Origin of the sequence: Pseudoalteromonas marina (assembly GCF_000238335.3) — a bacterium.
Classification (GTDB): Bacteria; Pseudomonadota; Gammaproteobacteria; order Enterobacterales; family Alteromonadaceae; genus Pseudoalteromonas; species Pseudoalteromonas marina.
In genome coordinates this window covers 471,927-485,298 of sequence record NZ_AHCB03000012.1, presented here as the reverse complement: position 1 = coordinate 485,298, position 13,372 = coordinate 471,927, and the positions used below count along the sequence as shown (strand labels likewise).

Genomic DNA, 13,372 nt, shown 5'->3' with positions numbered 1-13,372 from the left:
AATGCAGGCCAATCAGATACTTTCTGGCTTGGCCTGTATTCAAAATTAGCAGTTCGCGTTGTATTACAGCTTCAAATATTGCAAAATCAACTAAATGCATTATTGTTTGGTACTAAATTGCAAACTGTTTGCCCCTGCTGTGACCTGATCATAGATATACCAAGAATTATCGCTAAGCAAATGGCGATTTGCCCGCATTGCCATCATAAATTATGCGAAGCCAACGTAAACCACGATAATCGCATAGTGGCGTTGAGCTTTAGTGCTTTGCTAATGCTATTAAGTAGTATGTTTTATCCTTTTTTATCCTTTAGTAGTAATGGTATAACCCAAACTATCACCCTCCCCGACGCAGCCCGAATATTATTCAATTACGATAGCGAATTGTTAGGCCTTTTTATTGATTTAAGCATTATTGCTTTACCAATGAGTTTATTAATTATTTTAATACCCCTTCATTTAGGTGTTTTAAAAACATTGCCACAAGGCATTGCGCGTAGGTTGCTTAAGTTTACTTTGGCACTTGAGCCATGGATTATGTCTGAGATATTTTTAATTGGTGTTTTAGTCAGCATGGTTAAAATTATGTCTTTGGCTGATATAAGCTTTGGGGCAAGTTTTTGGGCCTATGCTGGCTTTGTTATTTTATACATTGCCGCTTTAGTACACTTAAATCGTCCAAGGTTATGGGCTCAAATAAAACCAGTAAAAGTGTTAGAAGGTGCCGAGCACGCTAAACGTGCTATTGATGAAAATATTAAAGCCTGTCATGTGTGTCATCAGCTTTGTACAGGTAAGGTCTGCCAGCGATGCCACACCAAAACACATGTACGTAATCCTCATAGCGTTCAAAAAGCAACTGCTTGGCTCATCACATCTATTGTTTGCTATATACCAGCCAACGTATTGCCTATCATGAATACAACAAGCTTGGGTGATGAAACCCCGTCCACACTTATTGGTGGGGTTATTTTACTTTGGAAAAGTGGTTCTTATCCCATTGCAGGTATCATTTTTTTTGCGAGTGTTGTTGTTCCTTTAGCCAAAGCATTTGTACTAAGCTTTTTGTGTATTATGGTAACAAAACCTGCAAACAGGCATACAAAAAGTTACACTAGAATTTACCAACTCACTGAGTTTATTGGTAAATGGTCAATGATTGACGTTTTTGTTGTCGCCATTTTAGTGGCTTTAGTACAGCTAGGTAATTTAATGTCAGTTACACCAGGCTTAGGCATTGCATTTTTTACCGTTATGGTAATATGCCAAATGATGGCTGCTCATTCATTTGATCCACGCCTTTTATGGGATTCACCTAAAAATAAATCATCAGAGACTAAAACATGACCGAAACTGCCCAAGTAACAGATGAACCAAGAATCTCTGCTATCTGGATTATTCCAGCCATAGCGCTTTTTGTCGGCGTGTGGATGCTTTATCAATATCAAGCAAATAAAGGCCCCACTATATATATTGAGATGCCGCAAGCCGAGGGCATTATTGCAGGTAAAACAGAAATAAAAGTGCGCAGTGTAAAAATAGGGCAAATAGACAGCGTTCGTTTATCCGACTCCCAAGACAGTGTGATTGCACGGGCTCAAATAGATAAAAGCTATGAAGACTTACTTACCGACGACGCAAAAATATGGGTGGTAAAACCACGCATAGATGAAACCGGCATAAGTGGAATGAGTACTTTACTCTCTGGGGTATATTTAGAATTTGCACCGGGCGAAAGTAATACACTTAAAGAAAATTTCACCCTGCAAGAAGAACCTGCATTAATAGGCAAAGACGTGCAAGGTGGTCGCTTTAAACTACTTAGTTATAACGCAGAAGTACTTGATGTTAGTACCGGAATATTTTTTAAGAATTATAAAATTGGCCAAATAGAAACCGCAACATTTGATTGGGAAAACCAAGCAATGAAGTACGGTATATTTATAAAAGCGCCTTACCAAAACTTAATTACCAACAACTCAATTTTTTGGGTCAACGCCGGTATAGAAATTGATTTATCTGCTGATGGCATAAATATTAATACAGGCTCTTTAAGTAAGCTTTTAAAAGGCGGAATTTCAGTTGGCTTACCCGATAACCAAACACCGGGGGAAATAGCTAACGATGGCCACAATTTCTCACTTAGCCAAAGCTATAAAGAAGCACTAGAAGAACGCTTTTACGACTTTGACTATTACATAATAGATTTTGAACAATCAATTCGAGGGCTCAGATCCGGTGCCCCTGTTGAATATCGTGGTATTCGCATTGGTACAGTAGTTGAAGCGCCTGCAAACATAATTGTTAATGGCAAACCTGCTCACTTTAAAAGTGCAAACACGTCAGTACCTGTTCTTATAAAAATAGAGTACGGGCGTATTTATCACCACAGCGCAACAGCTAAAGACTTTTGGAAAGAAAGCTTAAAAGGCTGGATAGAAATTGGCATGCGCGCCTCTTTAAAGCCCGGAAATCTTTTAACTGGTGCAGTTTATGTTGATTTTGATATGTACCCCGATGCCCCAGAAGCGGAGTTTGAAAAACTGGGCCAGTATACCGTTTTTCCTAGTATATCGAGCGGAATTACCGTACTTGCCGACCAGGTTTCTGATGTATTAAACAAAGTTAATAATTTAAAAGTTGAAGAAAGCTTAGCCCAAATACAAGTTGCCTTTGCCGACTATCAGTCTCTTGCAAATGAAATGCGCACACTATTAAATGAAAAAGATACTCAAAATTTACCCGGTGATATAAATCGTAACTTTGCAAAAATGACCAAAAGCATGGAGCAATTTGAAGTGACCATGCGACAATTTGATAAAACAATGGCGAGTTATCAGGCTGGATCTGAATTTCATCATCAATTACAACAAACACTGCGTGAATTTAAGCGCTTAAGTGAAGAAATACAACCTTTGACACGCGGCTTAAATGAGCAACCAAACATGCTAATTTTTGACAAATCACTGCCCGCAGATCCAATACCAAGGAAGCAATAATGAAAACCCTATTAATCATAACAAGTTTGCTTTTAGTATTGTCGGGCTGTAGCTCAGCAATACAAAATGCGACTCAGTATTACCAATTTGAACAGCCTATTGATTCATCATCACGAAATGTTAGTGAAACCAACGCACAGTTGAGAGTGCAAACAGTTGTTTTAAGAGGCGCATTAAACAACTTAGGCATAGCGATGAAAATTGATAATAATCAAATTCATGCTGCAAATTATCATTTATGGGGCGAGTCTCCTGACGTTATGCTTACTGCCACTGCCCAACAAACTTTATTTAAAAATATGCCCTCTTGGATGGTTATTAAAGGGCTACCTGTAATAACCGAGCTTGATCAGCAAACATTTTATGAGCTTGAGTACGAAATTCACCATTTTAATGGTGATATGCAAGGCAATGCTGATATCTCTGGACTATGGCGCTTATATTATACTCACCCAGAAACCGGCCGCCGCTTGATTAGTGTGCATAACTTCTCACGCCTAGTGCCCATAAAAGACGACGGCTACGACGGTTTAGTAGCCACGCTTGAACAAACGTGGCTAAACATAAACTTAGATGTAGCCAAAGCAATAGAACAAGCACGACTTTAATAACCATATATATCAATGGCGGTTTTATCATCACTAATAACCGCCTTGCCTACCCTGTTAAAATCTAACTTTAATAATAGACACTAATAAACATTGTTATTATCTGTATCACCATTTACAGCAACGCGTTTTTTATTCAGACTTCACCATGCTTACAGCACTACGTTCTCGTTGTAACTTAATGAACTTTGGAGTTATGCAATTACCTTACACATTAATAGCAGCATCGCTGGCTGTTATGAGTTTTAAAGCATGAGACAAGTATTTTGTAGATATTGAAATAAATAAAAACCCCAATGCATCAGTACATTGGGGTTTAATTTTTGACTTATTTATCAATCTTATTTTTGTAACTTAATGCCATTGTAATAAGCATCAAGCGTAGTGATTTTGCTTTGATTAGGTAAATCAGCAAAGTCACTTTCAATAAACTTAGTACCGCGCAGCTGCACATTTAAACGCGCTGCTTGTGGGTTTAGCATAGTTTGCTTGTAGTACTGTTTTATATCTGCAAGCGTTACTTTTTCTACTTCATTGATCAACTTTTGTTTTGAGTCAAAACTAAAGTTTTCTCGGTACCAATCATTAATTAAAGGACCCATTTCATCATTTAAGTTTTTAGGTTGCTCTTTAAGTGACACCAAAGTCGCATTTTTAAGCTGTAAAAATGTGTCTTCTGTCATGTTATCAAGCTCTACCGCGTACTCTTTTTTGAACTGGTCGAAGCGAGCTTGTACTTCTTTAGGCCCTTTTACAGGGGTTTGTATGAACAAACCAACAGCAGAATAATCTTCGATTGAGCTTGCAATAGCACCTACTGCATAAGCGAGTTGTTCTTCTGTTCGCATTTTGTCAAATGCGATTGTTCTAAAGTGATCGCGTAATACAGCAGCTTGAGCCTTTTGTTTGTAACCCGGTATTGGGTGAACGGTCATATCAACCACGGCAACATCGGCTACATCTATATCCTTTTGTAATACTAACGTTTCACCCGGTTGCGGCAACCACGCTTTACTACGAGCAAACTCGCTCACAGTATGATTTTTAGGTAAAACGGCTGTTAACTCACCAGCTATTGACTCTATATCTTGCTGGTTATAATTACCGTAGCTAAATACACGCAAGTCATTTTTAGAGAATGTGGCTTCTTTTAACTTTGTAAGATCAGCAACAGTTAATGTTTTTGCGGTTTTGATTAATTCATCAGTATCAAAACTGCCTGTACGTGTTAGCTTAGAATAAGCATCAAACGCTTGAGCATAAGGAAATTGCTTTTGTTGATTCAATAAGTCACGCGTGTAACGGTCAATAGCTTGCTCGAACGCTTGCGAAGTAACCTTAACGTTTAATCCACTCAAAGCCTGTTTAAGCAATACATCTTGCTTATCAGTGAACCCATTAAGTGATAATACAAGCCCATTACTTGGTGCAAGTCTAACGCCCATACCCGCTACAGCAGCTTCAGTGCTTAATTGGCTTTGCTGAATGTTGTATAAATCTGCCCAAACAGAGTAAAGCACTTCAGCACTTATGTCGTTCAGACCCGATTGTGTATTTATATAAACCTCAACGAGCCCTTTAGGTTGCTCAGCAAATTTTTGACTTGCTTGACGCCATACTTTTACGCCCTGCTTATCGAAAACAAGCTCTGGGTGTTTTTGCTCTTTAAATTCAGCCGTTTTAATTGCAAAACTTTCAGGTAATAAGTTGTTCACACTAGGGAGCGCTAATTTAAACTCACTTGGCTTATTCCAGCTTGCTATTTCATCATCACTAATGTCATTTATGCGGTATTTGCCGTCGTAAAAGTATAATTGAGAGTCTGTTTCTTCTTGTTGTGAAATGTACCAAATACGCAGTGAATCTGCGTTGAGCTGGTTTAGCACATCATTAACGGCGTCAGCATCAAACTTTGCATAGTGGTAAGGCGCGTTAATCGTGTGATTAAGTGGGTAAACTTGCATGCTGCCTGTTAGAGCACTTACATAGTTAAACTCGTCGCCCTTTTCTAAAAATTTAAATTGGTTATTGAGTGAGGTACGTATTTCGTTAAAGTATTTGCTATCAACCCCTTCTTTTTTGATTAAATCAATATATTGCATAACCACTGCAACAATTGCTTCGCGGTTTTGCATACCTAAATCAGTAAGCTCAATATCGACTGTTAAGGCACCATAGTTTGCATATTGTGTTGGAGAAGCTGATGCCCCTAGCTGCGAAACCCATCCCTTATCTCTTAGTATTTGTGCTGGGCTACCCGGCATTTCATTGCTTAATAAATATGAAACAAAACGGTTAGGTTTAACAGCAAACTCATCACTGTTGTTGGTAATTGTAAAATCAAGTTTTAACTGTTTTACATCTTCATTTGGCGAGTAAAATACGCGTTTACCGCCCGCTTTATCAAAATCTAAATTAGCAGTAACACTTGGCTTTTCGATGTTTTTATTTTTAATGTCAGCGAAGTATTTTTGCGCTTTTTGTTCCATATCGGCGATTGGCAAATTAGAAATAAGTGCGACTTTCATAATATTTGAAGAATAATATTTATTGTAAAAATCAACGGTTTCTTGATGAAGCGAACTACCTTCTTTATCGCCTAGTGTTTCTAGGTTACCAATTAAAAAGCGATTAGCTGGATGCTCGCCCATCATTTTACGCGCTAATTTAAATTGGCCAAAGAAGTCAAGTTCGCGGCGCATAGACCACTCAGCATTCACTGCGTTTTTTTCTTTTTCTGTGTATTCTGGATATAACTTGGGGGATTTAAAAAAGTCAGAAAAACGGTCGAGTCCTTCGTCAAACGCATCGTTGTTTATTTTGAACATGTAGTTTGTAATTTCGAGCCACGTGTAGGCGTTGTGCGCTCCGCCATTTTTGGTCATGAAATCTGAATACCCTTTTGTATCAGGGTAACGTTCTGTGCCTAAAAATAGCATATGCTCTAAGTAATGCGCCATACCCTGCTGAGACATAGGATCATGTAGTAAACCCACCCCCACACTTAGTGAAGCAGCAGATTTTTCTGCGCTTGGATCAGACACTAAAATAACCTCAATTTCGTTAGCAAGCTTTAGTGTTTTATATTCTCTATTATCATTTGGGCTAACCACTAAAGTGTCTGATAGTAACGAGGCTTGTGGCGAGGTTGCTACTGATGAAGATGTATTCGAGCAACCGCTGAGAACAGCGAGTGCGATGGCACTGAGACAAATAATTTTTTTCATTTTATTTCCATTAAAAGCATGATGCAAAAAAGGTTATGCTAATTCAAAAGCAGGTTTGATAATATAAACTAACACTTTGTACTGAATACTTTCTAGCAGTTAACGCTTTTTTGTGTAACACATTGTGAAAAATGTCTGCATACTGACTAAAACAATAACAAGGAACTACAATGGAAAAAATAATAATACTTGCCATGTTTGTGCAAGTCGCCCTGTCTTTGGCTGTAATGATTATTATGGGGAGAAGACGCTTTGCAGCAGCTAAGAATAAACAGTTAAACTTAAACGATTTTGCAACGATGCGATTAGATAACGCAGGTGACCATGTAAGGGTTGCGGATAGAAACTTTACTAACCAGTTTGAAATACCCGTTTTATTTTACACCGGTTGCTTGTTAGCTTTGCAATTAAACAGTGCAAGCGTTGTGGTTGCAATTTTGGCCTGCGTATTTGTAATAACACGCATATTACATAGCATTATTCATTTAGGATCAAATAACGTAAGAGCTCGATTTAACGTGTTTTTAATTGGCTGCGTGTCTGTATTTGCGATGTGGCTTGCGATGATTTGGCGGCTATTTATTTAATATAGGGCGCAGCTATATACTAGCTGCGCTGTTTATATTGCTCTGAATGAGGTTACTTCTTCTTTTTAAGGCGTGGTACAGCTAACAAAAAAGCACCCAGTAACCATATTAAAGCCCCACCCGAGCTACCGCCTGAGCTACCAGAGTTATCCGCGTCAATCAGTGTATTTTCAACAACGGTCAATCCGGCTGCCGAATTAGGATCGTCATCTAATACAGTAACGCTCTGGATTGTCACTAAATTAGCACTACTAATAGACACATCACTGCTCGCACATTGCTCTGTTGTTATATCGACTACTGGTGTTTCACCGCAATGAACAAGGGCCGCAATTTTATCAAGCGTTTCCTGACTGTCTGCTGTGATTTGTCCAAACACTGTAAAACCACCATTTTGCGTATCAAGTGCCGCACTTCCCCCGCTATTATTAGCCATATTAAAAAACCACTGGCTAGTAGCACTATTAGGGTTGCCCCCTAACTTAGCCATGGCAATAGTACCTTTAACATTAGAAAATACAGGTTCATTGATAACAGCAGGTTTAGTTGTTATGGGGTCAAGCGTGTCTGAAAATGTAAAACCACCGCCTTGAATTACAAAATTGTCTATTGAACGATGAATAACTGTTTCATTGTATGAGTCGTCTTGCACATAACTTAAAAAGTTTTCTACGGTTTTTGGTGTTTGCTGGTCAAATAAATTAATCTCAATTGTGCCTTGGCTAGTTTGCATTTCGACTATGGTTGCATGGCTAGCAAAGCTTAATGAAGCAAGCAATGAACACAGTAAACGTTTTTTCATGTTAGTTCCTATTATTATAGTTATTTAAAAATAAGTTTTGTTTAGGTTAATGCTACACACTAAGAAAATCGATAGCATTAAGATAGTTGATACAAATTAGACCGTTCTGGTAACATTTCAATTACACAATATTGATTTATATTTTCTATGAATATGTAAACCGAGTAAATGTTTAACTTTGCTCATTGTTAATTATTAAATAACAGAGATAACGGATACACATGACACACACACCACACACAATTTGCGACTTTGGCCTACACAAAGGCGAAGCATACACCAAACTCCCAGCAAGCTTTTTAAATTGGATGGTTGCTACAAAACACGAAAAGTCACATTACGCTAGCCAAGAACTCAAACGCAGGGAAAATGCGGCTACGAATCGTAATTAGCCAAAAATATAAATATCTGCCTTTTTTATATTTCAAACTAGTTTAAACTAGCCACCTACAACATTAAGTACAACTTAATACACAGGTATTTTATGCGCATAATTTTTATTTTTTCGATCATTTTGGGTGTACTGGGATGCACATCTGCCACAACTAATGAAAAAACATCTTCTACACAATACTTAACCGTTCTTCATACTAACGATAATCATGGTCGCTTTTGGCATAACGAAAAAGGCGAATACGGTATGGCTGCTCGCAAAACACTACTGGATCAATTACGTAGTGAAGCGAAAATAAAAGGTCATGCCGTTTTACTGCTATCAGGTGGCGACATAAATACAGGTATACCAGAATCTGATTTACAGCATGCAGAGCCTGACTTTAAAGGGATGTCTTTACTCGGCTACGATGCAATGGCATTAGGTAATCATGAATTTGATAACCCACTTAGTGTTTTAGCCAAGCAACAAAACTGGGCTAATTTCCCTCTCTTATCGGCTAATATAGTGGAAAAGTCGTCAGGTAAGAACGCTTTTGACGCCTATAAAATATTTGAAAAAAATGGCTTAACTATTGCCGTGATAGGTTTAACTACAACCGATACAGCAAAAATAGGAAACCCTCAGTACATTGGTCACTTAGAATTTAAAGACCCTGTTCCTGTAACAGCCAACCTAGCTAAAGAGATAAAAGCAAAATACAACCCAGACATTACTATTGCTGTTACTCACATGGGTCATTTTATTGATGCTAAACATGGCATAAACGCACCGGGCGATGTAACACTTGCTCGCTCATTGCCTGCTAATACGCTTGATATGATCATAGGTGGCCACTCACAAGAGCCTGTGTGTATGGCATCAGAAAATGTAAACGATGATAGTTTTAAACCTGGCTTAGCTTGTAATCCTGATCAGCAAAATGGCACGTGGATAATGCAAGCCCACGAGTGGGGAAAGTACGTTGGTAAGGCTGAGTTCAAATTAGAAAATGGTGAATTGAGCCTACTTGATTATAAATTAATGCCAGTTAATTTATATGTAGAAAAAACACAAGCTGACGGCACATTAAAAGAGGTACTTGCGAACGAATATATTAAGCCAGACCCGTCATTAAAAGCGTTTTTAGCTAAATACCAAGCGATTGGTGCTAAACAAATTGAGGGGACTATTGGCTCTGTTGATGCAAGATTAGAAGGTGATAGAAACAAAGTACGCTATCAACAAACAAACCTTGCTCGCGTTATCATCCAAGCACAAATGAATGTAGTAGGTGCAGATTTTGGGTTGATCAGTGGCGGTGGTATTCGCAGCTCAATTGATGCTGGTGAAATAAGCTATAAAGACATATTAAAAGTTCACCCTTTTAAAAACCGTATAACTTATATGGATTGGCAAGGTGCTGAACTATGGGACTACTTAAATACAGTAACAAGCTTCCCGGCAGACGCTGGTGCTTACTTGCAATATCACAAGCTTTCGTTTGAACGCAAAAATGGTAAGCTTATAAACGTATTTATTGACGGTAAGCCTTTCGATAAAAGTAAAACATACCGCATGAGTTTAAATAGCTATAACGCATCGGGCGGTGATGGTTACCCAACTATAAATACACTAAAAGGTTTTGTTAGCACTGACGAAACTGACGCCCAAGCACTTAAAACATTTATATCGCAACATAGTCCAATAAAAGCGGCTGAGTTTGCTCCTAAATAAACACGGTTAATAATAGGGAAGTAATATTACTTCCCTATTATTTCAACATTTCCCTTTGCAATATTTATGAGCCCGTAGCTGTGCAGACGAGAGCGAGAGCCTTCTCCATATGCTTTTGGAGGGTAATAAATCTCTTTTTCCTCAGGATATTCATTCAAAACGTCGTCAAGCGAAGCCCTTATTTCACTCAACGTTTTTTCAAGGCTATTATTGAAGTTCGGCCGTTTCCTTATCGTGTGCCCTAGTTCTGTTAAACGGTAAAAATACTTGTTGGCAAGTTCAATAAGCTCATCGGGTACATTTTTATTATGATTTAAAATGACATCACTATTAGCTGAACAATATTCAACAAGGGCTAGGTAAAAACACAATGGTTTATTAGCTAATTGAACGCTGTGCTCTTTATTATAACTATGTGAAAGTGTTTTATTGCGTAAATCAATTATGACCGCCAAAGGCATTGGCATTGATGCAACGGAGTTAATACTCTTGTTTAAGCTTACATTGTTTTTCTTACTGTCTACCACTTTTAACCACACAGCAACAAAGAGACTGATAAGTAAAAAAAACAAAAAAAAGATTTTATTACTAGGTGTCAAGTAATGCTCATCGACACTAAAAATAATATTCAGAGGGCCTTCACTCGTCGCTAAGCTACTGATAAATTGCTTTGCCTTTAAATCGCTGTGAGCAATCTCGCCTGTACTGATATCGATGACACGCAAGTTACTCATTCTTAAATAACTATTTAGTGAGTCAATATAGCCAACTAAAGCATCTTTATTACCTGCATGCTTATACAGTTCATTTGGCAAATCGAGTAATGGTAAATCTAGTGCAATTTGTTTTTCAATTTGAAACTTTTGCTGCTCGCTAACACGCTCTGTTTTATTAATCATAGATATATAAAACACTGAAGAAAGCATTAAAAAAATACACGAAGACACTGCAGAAAATTTAAGCCTACTCATTATTTTCACCTATCTTAAAAACAGCTGTATTATTCTCACATTGCCAAAAGGGCAAAACATTTTGATAATAATGAAGTTCTTGGTCTTTAGACATAGCCATTAGATGTTCTTGAACAGCACACAACAAATCTGTGTTGTTTTGTTGCATTTTCAAGTACCAACGTGTGCCTGTTATGTTATTGCTTAATGGGGTGATATAGTTTTTCGAGAAACGGTCTTTATCGTTTTCTTTCCAAAACGACGCAATAATATCTACTTTACCGTTGGCTAATAAATCTCGTAGTTCATTATGAGAACTTGCGTACAAAATATTTAAATTTGCAATATTTATATCGAGATCTTTAAAGACCTGTTTTGGAAGAATATGCCCAGAGCGACTTGTTGGGTAATCAAGCAGTCCTATTTTTTTGTCTAAAAAATAAGATTTTGAAATAATTGGCTTTTCTTTTGAAGATATAAAAAATGCAGTGTAATCAGAAAAACCAACAACGGGCATATAATTATAGGTAGATTCAGCTTTAAAAGCCGCCATAATGTTGTTTTTTGCGAGTATCAGGTCTGCAATTCCTTTACCTACAAATTCTAAACTGTTTGATGTTTTATACCCCCAATACCCAACAACCACTCCGTACTGTTTAGCAACGACATTATCACCACACAACTTCTGTGTAAGTTGCACTGCAATATTTTTAGAGGGTGTAAATACAATAAGCTCACTATCATTTGCGGTCGCTGTTGTACGACATGTTGTTGATGTTTCAATAAGTAAAGGAAAAGCGAGTTCATCGTCATTTACAATTAATTGACCACACACCCAAGCAAAAACTATTACTATAAACAAAAATGTAACAATTGAAGTTTTTTGCAATACCGTATTTTTAATATTCAAGCTAAAGACATCCTAAAATACATTACTTATTCATTTGAACAATTTTAATTACTTATTACAACAAGTAATTTTACCTATAGATGCTAAGACACTGATTTATAATAAATATGAATAAGAAATTATGAATTTTATTGAGTCCTTCCTAATTTCAACAAAAGTAAGGACAATTGACCTTATTACAACGCAGCAACACCACTCCAAATTAATTAGGGAACCTTAATGCGTATCAATGTAAAATATTCGATAACGTCAGCGCTTTTAATAGGTGCCATTTTTACAAGTAGCGATTCACTTGCTTGGGGCCAAAACGGTCACCGGGTTGTAGGTAAAATTGCTGAATCTCATATAACAGACACCACAAAGTCAGCTATTAAACCATTCTTAGCGGGTGAATCACTTGCACAGGTTTCAACTTGGCCTGACGAGATGCGCTCAAACCCGGGGAAATTTTGGCAAAAGCAATCTTCTCGTTGGCACTACATTAACGCCTCACCTAACAAGTCCTTCACAATCAATCACGACCATACAAACAACAAAGAGTCGGTTAGCAATATTCTAGAAGGCATCCACTATTCTATAAAAACACTCAAAGATCAAAACAGCAGCCTAGATGCAAAGCAATTTAGTTTACGTTTTTTAGTTCACTTGGTTGGTGATAGCCATCAACCCTTCCATGCAGGAAGAAGCGAAGATAGAGGCGGAAACCGAATTAAAGTGTCGTTTTTTGGTCAAGATACAAACTTACACAGCTTGTGGGATACTAAATTAGTTGAAAACGAAAACTTATCATTTACTGAGTACGCGCAGTTTATAAATACTAATAACAGTGAACTAATTGCAGAATATTTAGAAAGTACACCAACTACTTGGATTGAAGAATCTCATAATTTAGCAAATGCACTTTATAAATCTACAAATGAAGAAGTTGGTTACAGCTATGTTTATAAAAATACACCTATCGTAAAAACACGTCTGCTACAAGCAGGTGTTCGATTGGCTGGTTTGTTAAACGCTATGTTTGACCCTTCTGCTAAAGAGCTGGAAACAGCGTTAAAAAAAGTATCTATGTAATTTGTGACACATAAAACCTACACACGGGGACTTTTTGTAAAAGCTTGTTTTACATTTCACAAGTTTGTCATAAAACATCGGTAGTATGAGCTCGCTAATAGAGTGATT

Annotated in this window: 11 protein-coding genes; 7 read left to right on the top strand and 4 right to left on the bottom strand. The window is 37.5% G+C overall.

Annotated elements, in window-relative coordinates; all coding sequences use genetic code 11:
• Positions 1 to 180 precede the first annotated feature (180 nt).
• From PMAN_RS18020 to PMAN_RS18010, 3 genes are read left to right on the top strand one after another with little or no spacing between them, the layout of a single operon-like run.
• Complete coding sequence (locus PMAN_RS18020; RefSeq protein WP_006791694.1) at positions 181 to 1,347, top strand: paraquat-inducible protein A; 1,167 nt, start codon at positions 181 to 183, stop codon at positions 1,345 to 1,347.
• Positions 1,344 to 2,999, top strand: coding sequence for an intermembrane transport protein PqiB (pqiB, locus tag PMAN_RS18015; protein WP_010556724.1), 1,656 nt, complete (start codon positions 1,344 to 1,346; stop codon positions 2,997 to 2,999). Before PMAN_RS18020 ends, pqiB begins: the two co-directional genes overlap by 4 nt.
• Complete coding sequence (locus tag PMAN_RS18010; RefSeq protein ID WP_010556725.1) at positions 2,999 to 3,607, top strand: PqiC family protein; 609 nt, start codon at positions 2,999 to 3,001, stop codon at positions 3,605 to 3,607. The genes pqiB and PMAN_RS18010 overlap by 1 nt, the downstream gene beginning before the upstream one ends.
• Positions 3,608 to 3,948: 341 nt before the next feature.
• Here the strand turns inward: PMAN_RS18010 and PMAN_RS18005 are convergent, their stop codons facing one another.
• Positions 3,949 to 6,834, bottom strand: a complete 2,886-nt coding sequence (locus PMAN_RS18005) for an insulinase family protein (protein WP_010556726.1) — start codon at positions 6,832 to 6,834, stop codon at positions 3,949 to 3,951.
• Positions 6,835 to 7,004: 170 nt separating this feature from the next.
• On the opposite strand from PMAN_RS18005, the gene PMAN_RS18000 reads away from it, so the two are divergent.
• A complete protein-coding gene (locus PMAN_RS18000) occupies positions 7,005 to 7,421 on the top strand; it encodes an MAPEG family protein (protein WP_010556727.1) in 417 nt (138 codons plus the stop codon).
• A gap of 52 nt (positions 7,422 to 7,473) precedes the next feature.
• Here the strand turns inward: PMAN_RS18000 and PMAN_RS17995 are convergent, their stop codons facing one another.
• The gene (locus tag PMAN_RS17995; protein ID WP_010556728.1) at positions 7,474 to 8,223 is read right to left on the bottom strand and encodes a peptidylprolyl isomerase; all 750 of its coding nucleotides are present in this window, start codon (positions 8,221 to 8,223) and stop codon (positions 7,474 to 7,476) included.
• Positions 8,224 to 8,444: 221 nt separating this feature from the next.
• Here PMAN_RS17995 and PMAN_RS17990 point away from each other — a divergent pair, with 221 nt between their 5' ends.
• Positions 8,445 to 8,615, top strand: a complete 171-nt coding sequence (locus tag PMAN_RS17990; RefSeq protein WP_010556729.1) for a hypothetical protein — start codon at positions 8,445 to 8,447, stop codon at positions 8,613 to 8,615.
• Between the two features lie 92 nt (positions 8,616 to 8,707).
• Positions 8,708 to 10,333, top strand: a complete 1,626-nt coding sequence (gene ushA, locus PMAN_RS17985) for a bifunctional UDP-sugar hydrolase/5'-nucleotidase UshA (protein WP_010556730.1) — start codon at positions 8,708 to 8,710, stop codon at positions 10,331 to 10,333.
• A 26-nt stretch (positions 10,334 to 10,359) separates the two neighbouring features.
• Here ushA and PMAN_RS17980 read toward each other — a convergent pair whose 3' ends face one another.
• Positions 10,360 to 11,304, bottom strand: coding sequence for a hypothetical protein (locus PMAN_RS17980; protein WP_010556731.1), 945 nt, complete (start codon positions 11,302 to 11,304; stop codon positions 10,360 to 10,362).
• Complete coding sequence (locus tag PMAN_RS17975) at positions 11,297 to 12,193, bottom strand: type 2 periplasmic-binding domain-containing protein (protein WP_010556732.1); 897 nt, start codon at positions 12,191 to 12,193, stop codon at positions 11,297 to 11,299. Before PMAN_RS17975 ends, PMAN_RS17980 begins: the two co-directional genes overlap by 8 nt.
• A gap of 219 nt (positions 12,194 to 12,412) precedes the next feature.
• On the opposite strand from PMAN_RS17975, the gene PMAN_RS17970 reads away from it, so the two are divergent.
• On the top strand, positions 12,413 to 13,264 hold the full coding sequence (locus tag PMAN_RS17970) for a S1/P1 nuclease (protein WP_010556733.1): 852 nt from the start codon (positions 12,413 to 12,415) through the stop codon (positions 13,262 to 13,264).
• Positions 13,265 to 13,372 lie beyond the last annotated feature (108 nt).

Excerpts from the sequence above, each read along its gene's own strand:
- PMAN_RS18020 (WP_006791694.1), top strand. The coding sequence starts at position 181 with ATGGCGATTTGCCCGCATTGCCATCATAAATTATGCGAAGCCAACGTA.
- pqiB (WP_010556724.1), top strand. The coding sequence starts at position 1,344 with ATGACCGAAACTGCCCAAGTAACAGATGAACCAAGAATCTCTGCTATC.
- PMAN_RS18010 (WP_010556725.1), top strand. The coding sequence starts at position 2,999 with ATGAAAACCCTATTAATCATAACAAGTTTGCTTTTAGTATTGTCGGGC.
- PMAN_RS18005 (WP_010556726.1), bottom strand. The coding sequence starts at position 6,834 with ATGAAAAAAATTATTTGTCTCAGTGCCATCGCACTCGCTGTTCTCAGC.
- PMAN_RS18000 (WP_010556727.1), top strand. The coding sequence starts at position 7,005 with ATGGAAAAAATAATAATACTTGCCATGTTTGTGCAAGTCGCCCTGTCT.
- PMAN_RS17995 (WP_010556728.1), bottom strand. The coding sequence starts at position 8,223 with ATGAAAAAACGTTTACTGTGTTCATTGCTTGCTTCATTAAGCTTTGCT.
- PMAN_RS17990 (WP_010556729.1), top strand. The coding sequence starts at position 8,445 with ATGACACACACACCACACACAATTTGCGACTTTGGCCTACACAAAGGC.
- ushA (WP_010556730.1), top strand. The coding sequence starts at position 8,708 with ATGCGCATAATTTTTATTTTTTCGATCATTTTGGGTGTACTGGGATGC.
- PMAN_RS17980 (WP_010556731.1), bottom strand. The coding sequence starts at position 11,304 with ATGAGTAGGCTTAAATTTTCTGCAGTGTCTTCGTGTATTTTTTTAATG.
- PMAN_RS17970 (WP_010556733.1), top strand. The coding sequence starts at position 12,413 with ATGCGTATCAATGTAAAATATTCGATAACGTCAGCGCTTTTAATAGGT.